This is a genomic window from Limnohabitans sp. TS-CS-82, from assembly GCF_002943475.1.
This window is the reverse complement of the sequence record NZ_PTQX01000005.1, coordinates 258455-278502: the sequence shown is the minus strand read 5'-3', so window position 1 is coordinate 278502 and position 20048 is coordinate 258455. Positions and strand designations below refer to the sequence as shown.

The following is a 20048-nucleotide window of genomic DNA, read 5'->3' as shown; positions in this document are numbered from 1 at the left end:
GATCGTGCAATCGTGGCGCAGAAACTGGGAGCGCATCACCCCGTTCTTCGATTACCCGCCGGAGGTCAGGCGCATCATCTACACGACCAACGCCATCGAATCGGTGAACATGAGTTTGCGCAAGATCACGAAAAACCGTGGAGCGTTCCCAAGTGACGAGGCGTTGTTGAAACTGTTTTATTTGGCGCTGAACAACATCGCCAAGAAGTGGACGATGCCGGTGCAAAACTGGAAGCCTGTGCTGAACCGATTTACGATCCAGTTTGAGGGAAGGATGCCGACGAATTAACACTCGCTCCGTTTACACAAAATTCGGGACACCCTCCACTGTTCAAGTATTTGCAGTTGTTTGTGATTTCCAACGGCACAGACAGCCGCTACTTTGCCAACACAACGCAGCGCAACAAAAACAGCTACGACTTCACCATGAACTGGGCGAAGGCGGACAACAGTTTGATTAAGGACCTGAAGGATTTCACGGCTACCTTTTTTCAGAAGCAGACTTTGCTGAAGGTGTTGCTGCACTATTCGGTGTTTGATGCGAGTGATACCTTGCTGGTCATGCGCCCTTACCAGATTGCCGCTACCGAGCGCATTTTGTGGAAGATTGGTGGCAGCTATCAGGCTAAAAATTGGAGCACCACAGAAAGCGGCGGCTTTATTTGGCACACCACCGGATCGGGCAAGACGCTGACCAGCTTCAAGGCAGCGCGTTTGGCCACCGAGCTGGACTTTGTGGACAAGGTGTTTTTTGTGGTGGACCGCAAGGACTTGGACTACCAGACTATGAAGGAGTACCAGCGCTTTTCACCCGACAGCGTGAACGGCTCTGAGAGTACGACGGGCCTCAAGCGCAACTTGGAAAAGGACGATAACAAGATCATCGTCACCACCATCCAAAAGCTCAATCACTTGATGCGTACCGAGGCCGATCTAGCTATTTACGGCAAGCAGGTGGTGTTTATTTTTGACGAGTGCCACCGCAGCCAGTTTGGCGAAGCGCAGAAGAACCTGAAGAAAAAGTTCAAGAAGTTTTATCAGTTTGGTTTTACGGGTACGCCGATCTTTCCTCAAAACGCTTTGGGCGCAGAGACCACGGCCAGTGTGTTTGGACGAGAGTTGCATTCCTATGTGATTACCGATGCCATTCGCGATGAGAAGGTGCTCAAGTTCAAGGTGGACTACAACGACGTGCGCCCACAGTTCAAAGCCATTGAAACGGAGCAGGATGAGAAGAAGCTGAGCGCAGCCGAGAACAAACAGGCTTTGCTGCACCCCAAGCGGATTGAGGAAATTTCGCAGTACATCCTGAACAACTTCCGCCGCAAAACCCATCGCTTGCAAACGGGCAGCAAGGGCTTTAACGCCATGTTTGCCGTGAGCAGTGTGGACGCGGCCAAGCTGTATTACGAGACGCTCAAAGACCTGCAAAAGGATAGCGACAAGCCTTTGCGCGTAGCCACCATTTTTTCGTTCGCCGCGAATGAAGAGCAAGAAGCCATTGGCGATATTCAAGACGAGAGCCTGGATGTGTCGGCCCTGAACAGCAGCGCCAAAGAGTTTTTAACAGCCGCGATTGCTGATTACAACGCGCTCTTTAAGACCAGCTTCAGTGTGGACAGTAATGGGTTTCAAAACTATTACCGAGACCTGGCCAAGCAGGTGAAGTCGGGTGAAATTGACTTGCTGATCGTGGTGGGTATGTTTCTGACCGGTTTTGATGCGCCAAGGCTCAACACCTTGTTCGTGGACAAAAACCTTCGCTATCACGGCCTGATTCAGGCCTATTCACGCACCAACCGGATTTTTGATGCCACCAAGACCTTTGGCAACATCGTGACTTTCCGAGATTTGGAAAAAGCCACGGTAGACGCGATCACTCTGTTTGGTGACAAGAACACCAAAAACGTGGTGCTGGAGAAGAGCTACAAGGAATACATGGAAGGCTTCACCGACGTTGTGACGGGTGAGGCGCGACGCGGCTTCGTTGAGGTAGTGGGTGAGTTGGAGCAGCGCTTTCCAGACCCAGCAGTCATCGAAAAAGAAGCCGACAAAAAAGCCTTTGCCAAACTGTTTGGCGAGTATTTGCGCATTGAAAATGTGCTGCAAAACTTTGATGAATTTGCCAGCCTGCGCGCCGCGCAAAGCTTGGACGTGCGTGATGCAACAGCGGTGGAGACTTTCAAGGCGCAGCATGGTTTGACAGACAACGAGCTGACTGCCATGCAGGGCGTGAACATCCCTAGCGAGCGGGCGCTTCAGGATTACCGTTCGGCCTACAACGATATTCGCGATTGGCTACGCCGCGAGCGAGAAGGCAAGCAACCCGAGCAGTCCAGCGTCGATTGGGACGATGTGGTGTTTGAGGTGGACCTGCTGAAGTCGCAAGAGATCAACCTCGATTTCATTTTGGGGTTGATCTTTGACAACAACAAAAAGGTCAAAGACAAAGTGGCGCTGGTTGAAGACGTTCGCCGTTTGATTCGATCTAGCTTAGGTAATCGAGCCAAAGAAAGCTTGCTGGTTGACTTCATCAACCAGTCGGACTTAGACAAGATGGGCGACAAGGCTGGCGTGATTGAAGCTTTCTTTGCTTTTGCGCAAGCAGAGCAACAACGCGAAGCACAAGAGCTGATTAGCTCTGAGAGCCTGAATGCAGAAGCGGCCAAGCGTTACATCACTAACTCTTTAAAGCGTGAGTACGCCAGTGACAATGGCACGGAGCTCAATGCAATCTTGCCCAAGATGAGCCCACTTAATCCGCAATATCTCACTAAAAAGCAAAGCGTATTTCAGAAAATCGCTGCCTTTGTTGAGAAATTCAAAGGCGTGGGTGGGCAGGTCTGAGTTTGCTAATCACCGCATTCGATGCGGTGATTAGGTTGCGTATTCACCGCACTCAATGCACCCCGAGGTAACACCCATCAGCCCGCTCCCCATCCACCTCATCACCTTCTTCGCTGCACAGCGCGGCAATCAAAGCTTGGTCCACCACTTGGCCGGGCAGCAGCAGTTCTTCATTCGTCCAGCGCTTGACCAAGTGACCATTGGCCACGCCGCCGGTGTGTGGGGCTTGGTAGGCGCGGCGGTGTTGCATGGTTAGCCGGCTGTTGGCGTTGGCGATGAAGCGGCTTTCGCCCAAGGCCCAAGGTTCAAAGTAGGCGTTGGCGGCAGCATCGACTTGGCGGAAGTAGCTGCGTGCGCCTTCGGCGTTGAGCTTCTTGCGCACGGTGCGCGTGATGAGGCCTTGCAGGTGGTCTAGCGCGGCGTAGCCCATTTGGCTCAAGGCTTCGGGGCTCATGTCTTGTGTGGCCAGCGCAGATGTGGCGGCCAGCTCTGCAGGCAGCATTTGCACCATGGCTTTGACCACATCGTGATGGGGCGCTACAGCGGTGGCTACGCCGCGTGTTTGCGGCTGGATGGGGCAGCGAATTTCTACAAAGCGCGGCTTGACGGGGCCTGTGCAGCCGTCGTGGTGGTAGTACTCGCCCTGGCTCAGCCGCCCTTTGCTAGAGCGCCCGCGCACGTCGCGGTAGGTGGGGTGTTGGGTGTGCGAATTCAGGCAGACGACCAAGCCGGTGGCGTCGACTAGCTTGTAGAAGGCTTCGCGCCATTCGGGCAACAGCAGTTTGTCGTGCAGGTAGTCGCTGGGCTCGGAGCCTTCATGACCGACTTCACCTTCAATGACCAACACAAAGGGCTTGGGTCGGCGCACGCGCCACAAGGCGTTGGCAAACTCCAGCACCGAGCTGGCGTGTTCAGAGTGTGTGGTGGCGCTGTGGGCCGTGGGTGCTGACATGGTGGGTTTTGAGTTGAGGCCGGGCTCGAACACCGAGCTTGGAACCAAGGGTCAATTTTAAGTGGCGCACCCTGCGCGGTGTGCGGGCTAACGCAAGGCCCTGCGCTGGGCCAACCACAACGCGGCTGTGCTGAGCACGCCCAGTGCAAAAAGCCATTGCAAGGCCAGCGCGTAGCCCTGTTGCGGCGACCACAGCAAGCCCATGGCCAGCGGTGCAGCAGCGCGGGCGAGGGCGATGGGCAGGCCGAGCAAACCGTTGAGTTGCCCCACATGGGCGCGGCTCACGTATTGGGCCATGGCCGTGCCTTTGACGATGGTGTTCATGCCATTGCCCAGACCGAAGAGCACCACAAACACCAACGCCGCGCTGGGGTTGAGGCCGCCGATCAGCAGGGCCAACAAGCCCATCGGAATGAGGGCTGGTATCCAGCGGTTGGCGGTGTGCACGTCCCAGTGGCGCTCAAACACCCACAGCAGCACGCGGCCCACCACTTGAATCACGCCGATGGCCGCCGGAATGGCAATCACCCAAGCGGAGGACAAGCCCGCTTCTTGCAGCAGCGCAATCATGTGCGCAGGCAGGGCCGAGGTGACGCCCATCATCAACAGCATGAAAACGGCCAGCAACCAAAACGGCGATTGCCGCAGATGCGCCCGCACCGACACGGGCCGCGTGTGGGCGTGGTCTGCGTGTTCGTTAGGCACTCGCTTGGGCGTTGCGCCGCGCAACAGCCGCGCATGCAAAGGTGCGCACACCAGCAGCTGCAAAGCCGCCAACGCCCACATGGCTTGACGCCAACCCCACAGGTCAATCCACCAGCTGGTGAGCGGAATAAACACGGTGCTGGCCAGCCCACCTAAAAAAGTCAGGGTGATGATGGCGCGGCGAAAGTCTTGCGGAAAGCGCCGTGTCACCACCGCAAAGGCGGGGCTGTACAAGGTGGCCGCCAGCCCCAAACCTAGCCAGATCCACGCGGCATAAAAACCACCGACCGACTGCACCCAGCTGTGGCCCAACAAGCCCAGCCCCACCCACACTGAGCCCAAGGTCATCACCGCCCGCTCGTGGCCCGCATCGATCCAACGCCCCACTTGGTAAGCCATCAGACCCTCGGCCAGCAACGCCAAACTGAAGGCCAAGGACGACTCGGCGCGGCTCATGCCCAGCTCAGCTTCCAGCGGCGTCATGAGCAACGAGAAGGTGTAAAACACGCTGCCCCAAGTGATGAGCTGCGGCAATGACAACCAAAAACTGAAAGGCCCCAGCGCGGGTGCTTTTGAGAAAAGCGCTTTCAGAAGTGGGTGGCGGTGCAAGTGCATGTGGGCATTATCTTGGCCTTGAATGTGCCGTTTGGCTGTCATGTGAAAGACTGGGGTGACGCCTATGGCGTGCCAGAATTTATGGACTTTTTAAACATAGAGAGACGCACCATGACTTTTAGTTTTCGCCTTGAGAAACGCCTGCGTGTGCAGTGTGTGTTGGGTTTAGCTTTGGCAGTGTTGGGCGCTCAGTCTGCGCTGGCGCAAACGGCGCCATCAACTTTTCCGAGCAAACCCGTCCGCATCGTCGTGCCGCAAACACCCGGCGGCGCGTCCGATGCACTGGCCCGCATGGTGGGGCAAAAGTTGTCTGAAAAATGGGGCCAACCTGTGGTGGTGGAAAACCGCGCAGGAGCAGGCGGCAACATCGGCATGGATGTGGTGGCCAAAGCACTGGGCGATGGCTACACGCTGTTGATGTCTTATGTGGGCTCGCACGCCATCAACCCTAGCATTTACAGCAAGCTGCCGTTTGACCCAGAAGCCGATTTTGTGGCCGTGGCCACGTTGGCCAACGTGCCTTTTATCGCGGTGGTCAACGCGGCTGTGCCAGTGACCAACCTCAAAGGGCTGGTGAGCTACTCGGCCGGCAAGCCGATTGCCTTTGGCTCTGCCGGCAATGGCTCGGTCAACCATTTGTTGGGCGAAATGTTCAACACGGCCAGCGGCGCCAAGATGCAGCATGTGCCCTACAAAGGGGCCGCGCCTGCGTTGACCGATTTGATTTCAGGCCAGATCCAAGTGGTGTTCACCAGCTTGCCTTCGGTGGCGCAGCACATTCGCAGCGGCACGGTCAAAGGCTTGGCGGTGACGGGCTCTAAGCGTGCAGCGGCGTTCAAAGACATTCCCACCATTGCTGAGTCGGGCTTTCCGAGTTTTGTGATCAACCCTTGGTTTGGCTTGTTTGCCTCCAAGGGCACACCTGCTGCCGTGGTCAAGCAGATCAATGCGGATGTGAAGAAAGTCATGGAAGACAAAGAGCTGCTCGATAAATTCACCGCGTTAGGGGCTGAGCCTTTTGAGTCCAGCCCACAAGACTTTCAGGCCATGCTGCACGCCGACATCAAAACGTGGGCGGCCGTGGTCAAGAGTTCAGGCGCGACCGCCGATTGATTCGAACAGACAAGGATTTATTTCAATGAAGATCAAACGCATCGCTGGGGCACTGGGTGCAGAAATTTCAGGCGTCGATTTGACCCAATCCATCTCGCCAGATTTGGCGGCAGAAATTCGTGAAGTTTTTCTGAAGCACGAGGTGATTTTTCTTCGCAACCAGCTCCTGAGTTCTCCGCAGTTCATGGACTTTGCCAACGCCATGGGCGAGCCTGTGGAGTACCCCTTCGTCAAAGGCTTGGATGGCTTCCCGCAGATCATCGAGGTCAAGAAGCTAGAGCATGAAACCGTGAACTTCGGTGGCGTGTGGCACTCCGACACCACCTACCTCGACCTGCCGCCCATGGGCTCGATGTTGCTGGCCAAAGAGATTCCTCCTTACGGCGGCGACACCTTGTTTGCCAGCCAGTACGCCGCTTATGAAGCCTTGTCGGACACCATGCAGCGCCTGCTTGAAGGGCTGCAGGGCATCAGCACCTCGGCCAAAGCCGACGTGTCGAAAACGCGCGAAGACCGCCTCAAAACCGACGGCAAATCCTCGACCCCGAAAGACTTCAGCAGCAAGCATCCGGTGGTGCGCACCCACCCCGAAACAGGTCGCAAAGCCTTGTACGTGAACATCGCGCACACCGCGGGCATTGAGGGTTTGACGGAGCAAGAAAGTACGCCCTTGTTGAACTTTTTGTTCCAGCACCAAGTCAAGCCTGAGTTCACCTGCCGCTGGGCTTGGGAGCCCGACACCTTGACGTTTTGGGACAACCGCTGTGCGCAGCACAACCCCATCAACGACTACCACGGCTTCCGTCGTGTCTTGCACCGCATCACGCTCAAAGGCGACAAGCCCGTTTGATGCCTATGAACATGCAGCCACAGCCCGACTTTGAGATGCGGGGCAACCGCTTCCAGCCCCTGACATGGCAGGCCATGACCGCTGAGCAGCAAGCGATGACGCGTGCCGTTTTGGATGGCAAACGTGGCTCCATGCAAGGCCCATACAACGTGCTGTTGCGCAGTCCTGAAGTGGGCCAATTGGCGCAGCAGTTTGGTGCGCAAACGCGCTTCAACTCGTCGCTGCCTTTGGCCTTGAATGAGCTGGCCATTTTGATGGTGGCGCGCGACTGGACGGCGCAGTTTGTGTGGTGGGCGCACCGTCGCATCGCCGAAGAGGCGGGCTTGTCGACGGCCTTGATACAAGCCATTGCCACCGGTCAATCAGCGCCTGAAGACCTGCTGCCCGAGGTGCGCGTGGTGCATCGTTTTTGCAGCGAATTACTGCGCCACAAGCAGGTGAGCGATGCCACGTATGCCGAAGCCGTCAGTCATTTTGGTGAGCGTGGTGTGGTGGATTTGATGGCCACCATGAGCTACTACACCTTGGTCTGCATGTCACTGAATGTCGATGGCTACCCGTTGCCCGAAGGTGCGCATGCCGAACTGCAAACTCTCACTTAGTTAGCGCAAGGTGTTGATGCGCCAAATCATTGCCAGCTTTTTCGTGGCCGCCGCCCATGCCCAAGCGAGTGATCGCGTCGCTTTGCCTGGCTTCGCCCTCGATCGCACCGAAGTCACCATCGGGCAGTTCGAGCGCTATGTGCGTGCGACGGGCAGCGTCACCCGTGCTGAAAAAGAGGGCGGTGGTTTCGAATACGGGGCAGGGTGGGAGCGGCGACCCGGCTGGACTTGGCGGGCGCTTGCCCACAGGCGCTGAGTGGCAAAAGGCAGGTTTTACCGAAATGCGCGATGCGCCCCCCAACCCATGGGTCAAAGGCCGTACCTACCCGTGGACCACCGGCCACACCCCACAGGGGGCCAACACCAGCGATGCAGATCCTTGGCCGCGAGCGGCGCACAGTAGGCGGCTCTTGGTGGTACGGCGCATTCAACATGAAGGCCGATGTGCAAGCATTCAAACCCGCAGACTTTGATGCGGTGTACATCGGGTTTCGCTGCGCGTATGAGCGTTGAGCTTTCATGAAGCCTTGGCGACACAGCCAAGTCGCGCCACGCAGAACGGGGTTGCACAATCCGCCGAGTTGATGCTTCTATTTTTAAACGTTGGAAAACCCATGACCGAACGCTTATCCCAGATCACCTACGCAGAGTTGCCCGATGCCGTGCGGCCGCTGGCTGACGACATCTTGAAGGTCTCTAGTGCCGCGTTGGGCGGCCCCTACAACGCCTTGCTGCGCAGCCCCGACATGGCCCGGCGTTGCTTTGATTTTTTAGATTACCTGCGCTTCAAAACATCGGTCAACAAACGTTTGAACGAGTTTGCGATTCTGATTCAAGCGCGCATTTCCAATGCTCAGTACGAGTGGTGGGCGCATGAAATCATCGGCCGAAAAGCTGGTTTGTCAGACGCGGTGATGCGCGATTTGCAGCAATGTCGCCGCCCGACCACCATGCAAGCCGATGAGCGACTGGTGTACGACTACTGTGTGCAACTGTCCCTCAACCACCGTGTGCCAGATGCGCTTTGGCAAGAGGCTGTGGACCACATGGGTGAGCAGGCTGTGATTGACTTGACCGTGTTGTCTGGCACTTACGTCATGGTGTCCATGCTCTTGAACGCCACACAGGTCGGCATTCCCAACGGCGGCGTACTGCCGCTTGAAGTGCTGGACCCTGTGGACATTCGTCAACGTTTGCTTGCTTGATAGTTGCTGAGTTTTTAAAAATTAAGGAGACTTTCATGAACACTTCCCTTCGTCGCTCATGGCTCGCGCTTGCTTTGCCTTTTGCAGCCGCATTTTTTAGCCTGCAGGCTGTGGGTCAAGATTTTCCTAACCGACCCATCACCATGATGATGCCGTATGCGCCCGGAGGCCCGGGCGACACCATCACCCGCGTGTTTGCGGGGGCCATGCAAAAGCAACTGGGCCAACAGATCGTGGTGGAAAACACGGCAGGCGCATCAGGCACCATCGGCTCGGCCAAAATCGCACGCGCCAAGCCCGATGGTTACAACTTACTGATGATCCACGTCAGCCATGCCACCAGTCAGGCGATGTTCAAGACCTTGTCGTATCACCCCGTGGATGATTTTGAGCCCATTGGCCGAGCCACCAGTGGCCCCATGGTGATCGTCACTCGCAACGACTTTCCAGCCAAAGACTTGAACGAGTTTGTGGGCTATGTCAAAGCGAATGCTTCCAAGATCAGCTTGGCCCATGCGGGCGTTGGGTCCGCCTCTCACCTGTGCGGTTTGATGATGCAAAGCGCTTTGAACGTGCAGATGAACGACATTCCCTACAAAGGCACAGGCCCAGCACTGACCGATTTGATGGGGGGACAAGTTGATGTGTTGTGCGACCAAACTTCAGGCACCGTGCCGTCGGTCAAGGCTGGAAAAATCAAGGCTTACGCAGCCGCTGGCAAGTCGCGCTTACCGGGTTTGCCTGATGTCCCTGCCATCGTCGAAGCGGGTGTGCAGGGCTTGGACATCAATATTTCGTTCAGTTTGTATGCCCCGAAAGGCACACCCAAACCTGTGCTCGAGCAACTGACGGCTGCTTTGCAAAAGTCGGTCGCTGATCCGGAAGTTCGACAGCGTTTAGAGGCCATGGGTATTTCAGCGGTCACGACCGATCAGGCGCGCCCTGAGGCTTTGCGTGCGCATCTGAAAAACGAGATGGACACCCTCGTCCCCTTGCTCACCAAAGCGGGTGTGAAACCCAATTGAGCAACTGGCTTGCGCTACTGCTGACGCTGGTGATTCAGGCCATGGTGTCGATGGCTCTGTTGACCTTGCCCGTCATGGCGCCGGTGATCGCCAAAGACTTGCAGGTCTCGCCCGCTTTGGTGGGCGTGTACGTGGCCATCACCTATGCCGGTGCGATGGTGTCGAGTTTGATGGGCGGCGCCGCTGTCAAACGCTTGGGGGCCATTCGCGTCAGCCAAGTCGGTTTGATGCTGTGCGCTTTGGGCTTAATGCTCTGCGCCATGCCTTGGTTGGTGGCCACCGCCGTGGGGGCGTTTTGCATTGGCTTGGGTTACGGACCGATCACGCCTGCGAGTTCGCACTTGCTCGCGCGCACCACGCCCAAGCACCAAATGTCGTTGGTCTTTTCGCTCAAACAAACCGGCGTGCCTTTGGGGAGCTTGTTGGCGGGCGCGATTGTGCCCACGCTGCTGCTGGGTTTGCCTTGGCAAGTTTGCATGGCGGTGGTGGCGAGCGTGTGTGTGATTTGCGCCGCCGTCTCACAACCCTTGCGCAACGACCTTGACCACGATCGTCAACCCACTTTACCCATGCACGGGGGCAGTTGGATACAGCCCATTCGTTTGGTGTTGGCGCACCGTGCGTTGGCCAGCATGGCGGCGTGTTCGTTCATGTTCTCGATGGTGCAACTCTCGCTCACCACCTACCTCGTCACCTTTTTGCACGACGATTTGGCCTACGGTTTGGTCGCCGCGGGCTTGGCCTTGTCGGTCACGCAGTTTGGCGGCATGGCGGGACGCATTGTGTGGGGCTATGTGGCGGATCGTTGGCTAGGTGCCAGTCGCATGCTCTTGATTTTGGCGGCCATGATGGCGCTGGGCGCGTTGGCCACGACCACCTTGACGCACGACAGCCCGAAGTCTTGGGTGATTTTTATTTTGCTCACCTTTGGCGCATCGGCCATTGGTTGGAACGGTGTGTACTTGGCTGAAGTGGCCAAACGTGCACCCGAAGGCATGGCCAGCGTGGCCACCGGTGGCACCTTGGTGTTCACTTTCTTTGGCGTGGTGGTGGGCCCACCCGTTTTTGGCGCCTTGTCGGCACTGTTCGGTACCTATCGCGCGGGCTTCACGGCTTTGGTGGTGGTGGCTTCTGTGTGCGGTTGCGTGTTGATTTGGAGTCAGCGCAAGCGCAAGGTGTGAGGCTTGTGCGTCGTTGCCGTCACGGCGAGTGACTGCAAATTTCGGGTTAGCCCGTACTTTGCTGCAAAGCGTCCCATACGCAAATCGCAGCATACGCATCGTTGGCGGCGTAGATCAATTGCGATTCGCTCAACTGCGCATTGGCCCAGTTGCTGGTGGCCGCTTTTTTGGATTTCTGAAAACGTTGGTTGAACAGCACCGCGACAGCGCCTTTGACGCCCATGTCTTTGCGGTAACCGCGCTCGCGAAAGATGGTGTTGAGCTCCAAGATGCCAGCGGGCTCAATGCCCAGTTTGTGGATGATGCGCTTGCGGTCATCACCCAAACCAAACCCAGCTTTGGCGATGCCGCTTCGTGCCAACAAATCTGCCGCCACTGCGCGACATTCGGGCTCGTGCAGCTGAAACACCCACGCGCGTTCGCGTGTGGAGAGCTGCAACACATGCGGCCCGTCCGACGATTCGCCCACACGGAACGTGGGTTTTGATTCGGTGTCAAACCCCCAAGCTTGCGCGACGACCAAGGCGTCGTGGGCGGCACAGGCTTGTGGTCCGGTGTTGACGAGGGTGATGCGGTCGAGGCCCAGGCGCTCGAAGGGCTCAAGCAGGGCGATGGCGTCTTTGTCGGGGGTAGCGTGGCGGGTGTTCATGAAGGCTGGTGTGTCCGTGCTTTTGTGTCAATGTGTTGAGCTCGGACTGTAGCTTCATGCCCCCAACAGTTGGGCGAGTATGGCCTGCGCATGGGTGTCAGCGTGGCCACGCCAAGCCACGATTTGGTCAGGCCGAATCAGGGTCAAGGGGGCTTCGTACAGCGCCAGCAGGTCGTTGCTGGTGTGTCGCACCACTTTCAGGTCGATGCCTTGGGCTTTGGCCGCCAACTCGAAAGCGTGGATGGCAGGGGGTTCAGCGCCTAAAACCAGTAGAGTCCACTCAAAGTTGAACGTGTCAAACAACGAGCGTCCGTCTGGCAGCCAAGCATGGGGCGGGCGTCCACCAGGTGTGGCGCAAGGTATATAGGTGTTGGCGGCATCGGGTGGGGCCGTGGTGCCGTCGCCGCAGATGACGGGGCTGTGGTCGTAGCGCCCGCCAAAGGTCACGCCGGGGATGTTGAACTCGCGCCGCACATGGCCATTGAGGTAGTCCGAGGCCAGCGCGCGGGCTTGTGTGCCTTGTGGGCTGTCGTCTTCCAGCTCGGGGGCGGCTTCAAACAAGCCAATCGAGTCGGCAAACTGCCGCGCGTACGTGGTGTTGCGCACGGCTAGTGCGTGGCGTTCGTGTTGGTAACTGTTGAGTAACGCGGGCGAGGCCTGTCCTTTGATCACGCTGGCCAATTTCCAGCTGAGGTTGACGGCATCCTCGACCGCCGTGTTGTAGCCCAAGCCTCCGGTGGGAGTGAACAGGTGTGCGGCGTCACCACCTAAAAAGACGCGTCCGCGTTGGAATGCTTCGGCGACCAAGGCGTGACCTGCCATCCATGTGGCCATGGACAAGATTTCGATGTCAATGCTTTGGCCAAAGGCCTGCGCAAACAAGCGCCGCGCGTCGGCTTCGGTCAGAGCCTCGGTGGCGGCGTCATCGGCCATCTGGATGTGAAAGGCGAATTCGCTCACGCCATCGACCGACATGATGAAAGCGCGCAGCTCAGGGTTGACCACCACGTACATCCATGCGCGGTCGTTGGGGTTGCGGGCGTAGAAATCGGGGGCCTTGAGGTACACGGCCAGCATCTTGCCGCCCATGAATTTGCGTTTGAAACCGGTGGCCCCTCCCCAAGCAATGCCCAGCTGGCTGCGTACAAAACTACGGGCTCCGTCGGCACCGATCAGGTAGGCCGCTTTCACGGCAACCGGTTCGCCGCCGTCGACCGCTTGCACCACCGCTTCAATGCCTGTGCCCAGATCGCTGAAGCTCTTGAGTTGCCAACCGTAGCGCATGTCGACGCTGGCTTGCTGCTGCGCATGCCGGTGCAGGCAGACTTCGACGTATTTTTGCGAGACACGGTGCGGCAGTTCTGCCGCGCTCCAAGAGCCCGACATGTTTTTGATCGCTTGAGGGGCCGCTGCCGCAGTGGGCAGGCGCAAGCGCGCCAGCTCCGTGCCTGTAAAGCGTGTGAGGTAAGCAATGTCGGTGGGGTGATCGGGCGGCAAGCCCATGCTGCGAATTTCGTGGGCAAAGCCCAGACGCCGGAAATGCTCCATGGTCCGCGCTTGTGTCGCGTTGGCTTGCGGGTTGAAGGCCGTGCCGGGTTTGGCATCCACCAGCAGGCAGCGGATGTTGCGCCGTCCCAGTTCGTTGGCCAGCATGAGACCGCAGGGGCCGCCGCCTGCGATGAGGACGTCGACTGTGAGAGTTTGGGCCATGAGCGTGCAGTGCAGTTGGGTGAAAAGAAGATGTCTAAACGTGTTTGGGATCAGTCTTCGCGGGCCAGCCGAATCGGCAGGTCAATCGCGAAGTACTGCGCGGGCAGCCCCAGCCGTGCGGCGGTGGCTGGGTCAGACTCGCTTTTGAAGTCGCACACCAGCGAGGCGCGCACGCCAAAGACGGCATCCTTGTCGAGCCACGGGTCCGACGCATCAAACACTTCGGTGATCAGGCTGCGGTAGCCGGGGGCTTCAACGATGACGTGGTAGTGGGCTGGACGCCAGGCATCGCGGTGCGACACGCGCAGCAGTTCGCCCACTGGCCCGTCGGTGGGCACGAGGTAGGGGCGAGGTCGGATGCTGGCCAGCTCGAAGCTGCCGTCGGCTTGCACCTTGAGTTGGCAGCGCAGGTTGTCCTGCGGCTGGCTGTCGTCCATTTGCCAGTACATGCCGTTGTCGGCGTTTTGCCAGAAGTCGAGGGTGGCTTCGGGCAGTGCTTGACCGTGGATGTCCGTCACGCGCCCGCGGATCAGCACCGGGTCGCCCACGTTGCCTTTGATCAGGTTACTGCCGTTGTCCATCCAAGGCGAGCCTCGGGTGTGGAAGGGGCCCAGCACGCTGCCTTCGGTGGCCCCAGGTCGAGCGGCCAGCAGGTCCACCAGCGAAGACAGGCCCAGCACATCGGACATCAGGGTGAACTCGCTGCGCGAGGGGCTGCTGATGTCGGCGGCGCGGTGCAAAAAGGCAATGCCGTCGCGCCATTCTTCGTGGGTCAGCTGAGTCTCGGTGGCAAAGGCGTGCAGGTGGTGCGCGAGGCGGTTCACCAAGTGCTTGAGTCGCTCATCGTCGATGTGGGCAAAGCTGCTTTTGACGGTGTCCGTCAGGTTGTCTCGGGTGATGTTTTTCATGGTGCTGTGCTCAGGCTGCGATCAAGCCGCGATCAGTTGGCCATCAGGCCGATTGGGTTGCGCAAAATGCCAACGCCTTCGATGTCGATCTCAATCGTGTCGCCAGGCTTCATCCACACGGGCGGCTTGCGCGCGTAGCCCACGCCGGCGGGCGTGCCCATGACGATCACGTCGCCGGGCTCCAGCGTCATGCAGGCCGACATCATGGCAATCGTGGGGGCCACATGGAACACCATGTCTGTGGTGCTGGCGCTTTGCATGACTTGGCCATTCAGGCGCGACTCGATGTGCAGGCCCACGCAGCCGCGCGGCAATTCGTCGGCGGTGACCAAGTGGGGGCCAAAGCCGCCGGTTTGGTCAAAGTTCTTGCCTACGGTCCATTGGGTGGTTTTGCGCTGGTAGTCGCGGAAGGTCGCGTCGTTGAAGCAGGCGTAGGCAAACACTGAGTCGAGCGCTTCGGCCTCGCTCACGTTGCGCGTGGTCTTGCCAATCACCAAGGCCAGTTCAGCCTCGTAATCCAGCGAGGTGGAGATGGGTGGGATTGGGATGGTGCCGCCATGCGCCAGCAGCGAGGACGGGCCCCGGAAAAAGATGGTCGGGTAGTCGGCCACCTTGTTGCCGCCTTCGGCCGCGTGGTCGTGGTAGTTCACGCCCAAGCAAATGATCTTGCTGGGACGGGGCACGCAGGGCAACAAACTGACTTGGTCCAGCGGCGTGGCCGTGGCGCTGGCTGCGCGCTGGGCAATGCTGGCCATCAGTGGCGCGTTGCCGCTGGCTTGGGCAAAGAAGTCGTTGATGCTGGCGGGCGCGTTGTCCATGCAGTGGCGCATGTCGACCACGCCTTGGTCCAACAAGACCCCGTAGCGTGTGGCGTTGTCGTGCGTGTAGCTGATGAGTTTCATGGTGAATGTCTTGGAATAGAAAAGATAACTTACTGCGGCTGAATCGCGAGGTCGGTGACCAGCTTCTTCATGGCCCGTTGTTGTGACGCAAAAAATTCACGCGCCACAGCCGGGGAATCGACGCGGGGATAGACGCCCATGTCGTTCAGGCGAGCCACCATGTCAGGGGCGTTGATGATGCGGTTGACGTCGGCATTGATCTTGTCGATGACCGCAGCGGGGGTGCCCGCTGGCACGATGATCTGGAACCAGCCAATGGCCTCAAAACCGGGGTAGGTCTCAGCCACGGTCGGAATGTCTAAGCCCGGCAGGCGCTGCGCGGACGTGACCGCCAAGGCCTTGAGTCGACCGCTCTTGATTTGGCCAATCAGGCCAGGAATGCCATCGGTGGTCATCAAGACGTCTCCGCCCAACAGGCCCGCCAGCGCCGCAGGAGGGGCTTGGTACGGCACCGCGGTCATGCCCATGTTGCCGGCTTTGTTCACCATTTCACCGGCCAAGTGCGGCAGCGAATTCGGCTGTGGCGCGGCAAAGTTGGCCTTGCCGGAGTTGGCGCGGGCAAAGCGTGCCAGATCTTGCAGGTTGTTGAGGCCCGAGGATGCATTGGCCACCAACACCAGCGGGCTGGTGCCGATGGTGGCGACGGATGTGAGGTCGGTGTCTGGGTTGAACTGTGGGTTTTTGTAAACCAGCGGTGTGATGGTGCCCATCGCAGCCGGCACGAAGCCGAGGGTGTAGCCGTCATTGGGCGAGCGCGCCAACGCCGACATGCCGGGGATGCCACCCGCGCCGGGTCGGTTCTCCACCACCACGCCTTGTCCCCAAGCTTGACTCAAGCGTTCGCCCAAGAGGCGGGCGATCACATCAGGCGCGGCACCCGCGCCCGCCGGAACGATCAATTTGACAGGTTTGTTGGGCCAACTTTGGGCCATGGCCCCCGTATTCAGCGTGGTCAAGGCAGCGAGCGCGACAGCGCCTAGGAAGCGACGGCTCAGGCCGTGGCGAGGGCTAAATTTCATGTGTGTCTCCATGGGGTGGGTGCCGCTTAGATGAAGCGATCTTGTGCGGAGTCTAGAGCGTCTTGGGGTTCTCAAAGAGAGGGCAAAATATGTTCTCTGTTCACAAAAATAGAACACTTTGATGAAACTCAACCAATTGCGTGATCTCGTGGCCATCGTGGAGCGCGGTAGTTTGCGTGGCGCGGCTCGGTATTTGGATGTGGCGCAGTCAGGCCTGACCCGCAGCATCCGAAATTTGGAGCATGAGCTGGGGCATCCCATGTTTGAGCGCGAGGCCCGTGGCATGGTGTTGACCCCGATGGGGCGGCTTTTTTACCAGCGTGCCAGTTCGGCCATGAATGAGCTCAGGCGGGCCGATGAAGAAATGGCACAGGCGCAGGGTGGGGCGCTGGGTACCGTGGTGGCGGGCTTGTCCATCATGCCCCACCTAGGCATGCTGCCCGGCGCACTGGGCCCTTTTCGGCGCCGCTATCCTGGCGTGACACTCAAGATCATTGAGGGGCTGTACCCAGCGATTGAGCCGGGCCTGCGCAATGGGACCATCGATTTTTATATGGGTGCAGCCTCGCAAGCCGCGCCCGCCCCTGGCTTGATCGCAGAGACGCTTTTTGAAAATACGCGCATCGTGGTGGGGCGCAAAGGGCACCCGCTAGCGGCTGCGCGGTCCTTGAAGGAGCTGAGCATGGCTGACTGGGCCACGCCGTCGTTGGATGTGATTGCGGCGGAAGATCTCAATGAGGTCTTTTCACGCTTCAAGCTGGGGCTGCCTCAGATTCGGTTGCAGGCGAATTCGGCCATGTCGTTGCTGGTGGCGTTGGCGCACTCGGACTTGCTGACCATGTTGCCACGCCAGTGGGCCGAATTTGCACTGACGCAGCATGCGCTGCAGGTGATTCCGGTGCGTGAACGCCTCACAGCGCCACCGATTGTGTTTTTGCGAAGAGCCGACCTCCCGCTGACACCGGCCGCTGAACACCTGAGCGATTTGCTCAAGCGCTATGCCTGAACCGCGCTTCGTGCAGCGCACGATGTGACGAATTCAGTCAACGGCCTGGCCAGACTTTTGTCCTCGCTGCCAAGCGCTGCAGCGGCTGAAAAGTGGTTGTGTTCGGGTAGCACGAGCCAGTCAGGCTGGAATCCATGTCGGGTCACGAGCCGAGAGAACAGGGCGCCAGCCTGCACCTGCATTTGTGGCAGGTCACGTTCAGCCGTGCACACCACGATCGGAAAAGGCGCGGCGTCCATACGCTCGACGATGCTTGCCGCAGCCCAATCCGACCGCTCGGCGCCGAAATACGCGTCATTGCGCGGGTCGGGTGTGTCAATGCCCAGAGGACCACGCGCCATGTGTTCGAGCTGCGCGTCGTAAGGGCCTGAGAGCAAGAACGCTCCGGCGATTTGCCAGTTCTGGGGCTGAAAAGACCGGATCAGCACTGCGGCTGCCACATGCGCGGCCCCAGCTGACTCACCGGCCAAGACGATGGCTTTCGGGTCGCCACCGAAGCTGCTGCACAGTGCGCGCAAGTGCTGGCAAGCGGCCACCACATCTTCGGCGCCAGATGGCCATTGCGCCTCGGGCGCGAGCCGGTAATTGGCCAGCACGGTCACAAAGCCTTGTCGTGCGCCCCACCAGCCCACGTTGGCTCGGTCTGCCTTGTCCCCGCGGATGAAGCCACCGCCATGCAGAAAAAGCAACACGGGCCGGTTGCTGCCAGGGGTTTGGGGAAAGTACACATCCATCCGTTGTCGCGGGTGTGGGCCGTAAGGCTGGTCGGCGGCGAGTTCGAGTCCGGTGCGGTCTTGACCTGCTAAGTGTGAGCTGTAAAAAGCTTTGACCTCGGGCATGCTGGCACGGTTGCCCCAGCTGCGCAGTTGGGCTAACACCTCAGGCGCGGGACCTTGGTTGGCGTGAAAGGGCATGTGTTAGTCCACCTTGGACAAGTTGCGGAACCAGCAGTTGATCGAAGGTTTCAAAGCACATTTCCTCGGCGCTTGATGCTGTCTTCAAAAATATTAATCTATAAAACGTGATGCGCTGACTTACTTGCGCTTACTTGCGCGGCTTTTTCTTCGGCTTGTTTTTCTCAATCGCCTCTTTGCGCACCGCCCGTTCCGCATCGGCTTTTTTGCCCTCAGCCAGCCATGCCGCAAATTGCTCGGGCGTTTCTAGCGTGACGCGGCCTAGCGCTGCTGTGCGGAAATCATGGATGACGATGTGGGCGGTTTTGGTGGTGTTGATGCGCCCACCGCTTTGCACCGCGCCGCGTTTGCGGCCAATGGCCTCCAGCATGTCTTCGTCGGTGTGGCTTGCCACGTCGTCGATGTTGTAGCGCTGGTGCAGCACGTCGGGGTAATGGGGAATGAGGTAGTTGAGCAACTCCAACGCCACGGTTTCTTCGTCAAACGCGTTCACGCCAATCGCGCCGCTGGCGGCCAAGTTGAAGCCACTTTGCTCGACGATGATGCGGGGCCACAACACACCGGGCGTGTCGTAGAGGTAAAAGTCATCGGCCAAGGCGATGCGTTGCTCGGTTTTGGTCACACCCGCTTCGTCGCCCGTTTTGGCGGCGCGTTTGCCTTTGAGGGTGTTGATGAGGGTGGATTTGCCCACGTTGGGAATGCCGCAAATCAACACGCGCATGGGTTTGACCATACCGCCACGGTTGGGCGCGAGTTGCTGGCAGGCGTCAATCAGCGCTTTGGCGGGCGAGGTCATGCTGGTGTCTAGGCCGATGGCGCGCACGCCGGGCATGGCGTTGTAGTGGGCCAGCCACTGCGCGGTGCGAGCGGGGTCGGCCAAGTCTTGCTTGCTCAGAATCTTGAGCGCTGGCTTGCCCTTGATCAGCTCGGCCAACATCGGGTTGGCGCTAGAGCCAGGCAGGCGGGCGTCGAGCATTTCGATGACGACGTCAATCTCTTTGATGCGCTCCCCAATCGCCTTGCGCGTGAGGTGCATGTGTCCGGGGAACCATTGAATCGCCATAAATAGCCGCTGCTGACCGAGGTGTGAAAAGGGGTGATTGTCGGTTACGCCGCTGGTTTTGAAATCAGGGCGTCAGTTGTTGTAGCTTGACGTGCACTGCATCCGTCAAATCCACGGGCTTTTGCTGCTTGGCTTGGAGGTAGCGCGTGGTGTAGACGTCGAGGTAGGCGTCTAGCGTTTGCGAGGCTTGGGTGTCATGGGCCAAGTCCAGACACATGGCCCCCACTTCTGCCGTGCAAAAGTGCGCTTCGGTTTGTGAGCGGCGCAGCTGATAGCGCGAGAGTTGGTCGGGGTGCAGGCTGAGCACGGGAAAGCGGTCGAGGTAGGGGCTTTTGCGAAACATCTTGCGTGCTTCGTCCCATGTGCCGTCGAGCAAGATGAAAAGCGGGCGCTTCAATGTGTCGTGCGGCACTTGATGCACCACGCGCTCGGCATGGGCAAACGCAGCGGGAAACACCACGTAGGGTTGCCATTGCGGGTCGCTCAACAGCGCCAGCAGGGCAGGGTCGACTTCGGTGCGCGCCCAGCCAAAGGCGAAGGTGTCGGCCACCACATCGGCAATCAGCCAGCCGGTGTTGCTGGGCTTCAGGGGCTCGATGTCGGCCATGAGCAAGCACATGCCCGCGCGGGTAGGCACATCGGGGCGCAGAGCGCACATGCAATGGCTGGGGATGAGTCTGCAGCCCGCACAGCGCAGACCTTTTGGGCCGCCTCGGGCTAAAAAAGGTTTGGCGCTGCGGGCGAGACGGGCGGAGCGGAGGCGGCTGACGGCGTGGGGCATG

21 protein-coding genes are annotated in these 20048 nt (G+C 59.0%); 11 read left to right on the top strand and 10 right to left on the bottom strand.

Annotated features, from left to right (window positions below; translation table 11 throughout):
- Positions 1–289 (top strand): transposase (locus C5F52_RS12895; protein WP_146100083.1); only part of this gene is annotated, 289 nt, incomplete at its 5' end.
- Between the two features lie 38 nt (positions 290–327).
- Positions 328–2847, top strand: coding sequence for a type I restriction endonuclease subunit R (locus C5F52_RS12890; protein WP_255416364.1), 2520 nt, complete (start codon positions 328–330; stop codon positions 2845–2847).
- Positions 2848–2899: 52 nt separating this feature from the next.
- Here the strand turns inward: C5F52_RS12890 and C5F52_RS12885 are convergent, their stop codons facing one another.
- Positions 2900–3799 carry a hypothetical protein gene (locus tag C5F52_RS12885; protein ID WP_104798780.1) on the bottom strand — a complete coding sequence of 300 codons (900 nt, stop codon included), beginning with the start codon at positions 3797–3799 and terminating at the stop codon, positions 2900–2902.
- A gap of 87 nt (positions 3800–3886) precedes the next feature.
- Positions 3887–5119: an MFS transporter gene (locus C5F52_RS12880; RefSeq protein WP_104798758.1), complete on the bottom strand. Its 1233-nt coding sequence runs from the start codon at positions 5117–5119 to the stop codon at positions 3887–3889.
- A 111-nt stretch (positions 5120–5230) separates the two neighbouring features.
- On the opposite strand from C5F52_RS12880, the gene C5F52_RS12875 reads away from it, so the two are divergent.
- The 8 genes from C5F52_RS12875 to C5F52_RS12845 all read left to right on the top strand — a co-directional run bounded on the left by C5F52_RS12875 (position 5231) and on the right by C5F52_RS12845 (position 11095).
- Entirely contained in the window at positions 5231–6232 is a 1002-nt protein-coding gene (locus C5F52_RS12875) for a tripartite tricarboxylate transporter substrate binding protein (protein ID WP_236657855.1), read from the top strand.
- A 25-nt stretch (positions 6233–6257) separates the two neighbouring features.
- The gene (locus C5F52_RS12870; protein WP_104798757.1) at positions 6258–7082 is read left to right on the top strand and encodes a TauD/TfdA family dioxygenase; all 825 of its coding nucleotides are present in this window, start codon (positions 6258–6260) and stop codon (positions 7080–7082) included.
- The gene (locus C5F52_RS12865) at positions 7082–7684 is read left to right on the top strand and encodes a carboxymuconolactone decarboxylase family protein (protein WP_146100082.1); all 603 of its coding nucleotides are present in this window, start codon (positions 7082–7084) and stop codon (positions 7682–7684) included. Before C5F52_RS12870 ends, C5F52_RS12865 begins: the two co-directional genes overlap by 1 nt.
- A gap of 16 nt (positions 7685–7700) precedes the next feature.
- Complete coding sequence (locus tag C5F52_RS30230; protein ID WP_236657859.1) at positions 7701–7940, top strand: SUMF1/EgtB/PvdO family nonheme iron enzyme; 240 nt, start codon at positions 7701–7703, stop codon at positions 7938–7940.
- Between the two features lie 113 nt (positions 7941–8053).
- Complete coding sequence (locus tag C5F52_RS30225; RefSeq protein WP_236657854.1) at positions 8054–8197, top strand: hypothetical protein; 144 nt, start codon at positions 8054–8056, stop codon at positions 8195–8197.
- Between the two features lie 101 nt (positions 8198–8298).
- Positions 8299–8889, top strand: coding sequence for a carboxymuconolactone decarboxylase family protein (locus C5F52_RS12855; protein WP_104798755.1), 591 nt, complete (start codon positions 8299–8301; stop codon positions 8887–8889).
- A 35-nt stretch (positions 8890–8924) separates the two neighbouring features.
- Positions 8925–9914, top strand: coding sequence for a tripartite tricarboxylate transporter substrate-binding protein (locus tag C5F52_RS12850; RefSeq protein WP_104798754.1), 990 nt, complete (start codon positions 8925–8927; stop codon positions 9912–9914).
- Positions 9911–11095 (top strand): MFS transporter, encoded by a 1185-nt coding sequence (locus C5F52_RS12845; protein ID WP_236657853.1) that lies wholly within the window; start codon positions 9911–9913, stop codon positions 11093–11095. Before C5F52_RS12850 ends, C5F52_RS12845 begins: the two co-directional genes overlap by 4 nt.
- Positions 11096–11141: 46 nt before the next feature.
- Here C5F52_RS12845 and C5F52_RS12840 read toward each other — a convergent pair whose 3' ends face one another.
- The 5 genes from C5F52_RS12840 to C5F52_RS12820 are packed head-to-tail and all read right to left on the bottom strand — an operon-like array spanning position 11142 to position 16283.
- Positions 11142–11744 carry a 3'-5' exonuclease gene (locus C5F52_RS12840; protein ID WP_104798753.1) on the bottom strand — a complete coding sequence of 201 codons (603 nt, stop codon included), beginning with the start codon at positions 11742–11744 and terminating at the stop codon, positions 11142–11144.
- A gap of 54 nt (positions 11745–11798) precedes the next feature.
- Positions 11799–13454 carry an FAD-dependent oxidoreductase gene (locus C5F52_RS12835; protein ID WP_104798752.1) on the bottom strand — a complete coding sequence of 552 codons (1656 nt, stop codon included), beginning with the start codon at positions 13452–13454 and terminating at the stop codon, positions 11799–11801.
- A 50-nt stretch (positions 13455–13504) separates the two neighbouring features.
- Positions 13505–14362, bottom strand: coding sequence for a dioxygenase (locus tag C5F52_RS12830; RefSeq protein ID WP_104798751.1), 858 nt, complete (start codon positions 14360–14362; stop codon positions 13505–13507).
- Between the two features lie 32 nt (positions 14363–14394).
- Positions 14395–15264 (bottom strand): fumarylacetoacetate hydrolase family protein, encoded by an 870-nt coding sequence (locus C5F52_RS12825; protein ID WP_104798750.1) that lies wholly within the window; start codon positions 15262–15264, stop codon positions 14395–14397.
- Between the two features lie 29 nt (positions 15265–15293).
- Positions 15294–16283 carry a tripartite tricarboxylate transporter substrate binding protein gene (locus tag C5F52_RS12820; protein WP_161499698.1) on the bottom strand — a complete coding sequence of 330 codons (990 nt, stop codon included), beginning with the start codon at positions 16281–16283 and terminating at the stop codon, positions 15294–15296.
- Between the two features lie 121 nt (positions 16284–16404).
- Between C5F52_RS12820 and C5F52_RS12815 the strand changes: the two genes are divergently transcribed.
- A complete protein-coding gene (locus C5F52_RS12815) occupies positions 16405–17289 on the top strand; it encodes a LysR substrate-binding domain-containing protein (RefSeq protein ID WP_146100081.1) in 885 nt (294 codons plus the stop codon).
- On the opposite strand, the gene C5F52_RS12810 is transcribed toward C5F52_RS12815, so the two are convergent.
- The 3 genes from C5F52_RS12810 to C5F52_RS12800 form a co-directional block, all read right to left on the bottom strand.
- Positions 17280–18203 carry an alpha/beta hydrolase gene (locus tag C5F52_RS12810; protein ID WP_104798748.1) on the bottom strand — a complete coding sequence of 308 codons (924 nt, stop codon included), beginning with the start codon at positions 18201–18203 and terminating at the stop codon, positions 17280–17282. The two genes, C5F52_RS12815 and C5F52_RS12810, sit on opposite strands and share 10 nt — an antisense overlap.
- A gap of 130 nt (positions 18204–18333) precedes the next feature.
- Positions 18334–19266 carry a ribosome biogenesis GTPase YlqF gene (ylqF, locus tag C5F52_RS12805; RefSeq protein WP_104798747.1) on the bottom strand — a complete coding sequence of 311 codons (933 nt, stop codon included), beginning with the start codon at positions 19264–19266 and terminating at the stop codon, positions 18334–18336.
- 64 nt (positions 19267–19330) lie between these two features.
- Complete coding sequence (locus tag C5F52_RS12800; protein ID WP_104798746.1) at positions 19331–20047, bottom strand: tRNA-uridine aminocarboxypropyltransferase; 717 nt, start codon at positions 20045–20047, stop codon at positions 19331–19333.
- Between the last annotated feature and the right edge of the window lies 1 nt (position 20048).

Excerpts from the sequence above, each read along its gene's own strand:
- C5F52_RS12840 (WP_104798753.1), bottom strand. The coding sequence starts at position 11,744 with ATGAACACCCGCCACGCTACCCCCGACAAAGACGCCATCGCCCTGCTT.
- C5F52_RS12825 (WP_104798750.1), bottom strand. The coding sequence starts at position 15,264 with ATGAAACTCATCAGCTACACGCACGACAACGCCACACGCTACGGGGTC.
- ylqF (WP_104798747.1), bottom strand. The coding sequence starts at position 19,266 with ATGGCGATTCAATGGTTCCCCGGACACATGCACCTCACGCGCAAGGCG.
- C5F52_RS12850 (WP_104798754.1), top strand. The coding sequence starts at position 8,925 with ATGAACACTTCCCTTCGTCGCTCATGGCTCGCGCTTGCTTTGCCTTTT.
- C5F52_RS12885 (WP_104798780.1), bottom strand. The coding sequence starts at position 3,799 with ATGTCAGCACCCACGGCCCACAGCGCCACCACACACTCTGAACACGCC.
- C5F52_RS12810 (WP_104798748.1), bottom strand. The coding sequence starts at position 18,203 with ATGCCCTTTCACGCCAACCAAGGTCCCGCGCCTGAGGTGTTAGCCCAA.
- C5F52_RS12875 (WP_236657855.1), top strand. The coding sequence starts at position 5,231 with ATGACTTTTAGTTTTCGCCTTGAGAAACGCCTGCGTGTGCAGTGTGTG.
- C5F52_RS12865 (WP_146100082.1), top strand. The coding sequence starts at position 7,082 with ATGCCTATGAACATGCAGCCACAGCCCGACTTTGAGATGCGGGGCAAC.
- C5F52_RS30230 (WP_236657859.1), top strand. The coding sequence starts at position 7,701 with ATGCGCCAAATCATTGCCAGCTTTTTCGTGGCCGCCGCCCATGCCCAA.
- C5F52_RS12880 (WP_104798758.1), bottom strand. The coding sequence starts at position 5,119 with ATGCACTTGCACCGCCACCCACTTCTGAAAGCGCTTTTCTCAAAAGCA.
- C5F52_RS12820 (WP_161499698.1), bottom strand. The coding sequence starts at position 16,283 with ATGAAATTTAGCCCTCGCCACGGCCTGAGCCGTCGCTTCCTAGGCGCT.
- C5F52_RS12855 (WP_104798755.1), top strand. The coding sequence starts at position 8,299 with ATGACCGAACGCTTATCCCAGATCACCTACGCAGAGTTGCCCGATGCC.
- C5F52_RS12815 (WP_146100081.1), top strand. The coding sequence starts at position 16,405 with ATGAAACTCAACCAATTGCGTGATCTCGTGGCCATCGTGGAGCGCGGT.
- C5F52_RS12800 (WP_104798746.1), bottom strand. The coding sequence starts at position 20,047 with ATGCCCCACGCCGTCAGCCGCCTCCGCTCCGCCCGTCTCGCCCGCAGC.
- C5F52_RS12870 (WP_104798757.1), top strand. The coding sequence starts at position 6,258 with ATGAAGATCAAACGCATCGCTGGGGCACTGGGTGCAGAAATTTCAGGC.
- C5F52_RS30225 (WP_236657854.1), top strand. The coding sequence starts at position 8,054 with ATGCAGATCCTTGGCCGCGAGCGGCGCACAGTAGGCGGCTCTTGGTGG.
- C5F52_RS12835 (WP_104798752.1), bottom strand. The coding sequence starts at position 13,454 with ATGGCCCAAACTCTCACAGTCGACGTCCTCATCGCAGGCGGCGGCCCC.
- C5F52_RS12830 (WP_104798751.1), bottom strand. The coding sequence starts at position 14,362 with ATGAAAAACATCACCCGAGACAACCTGACGGACACCGTCAAAAGCAGC.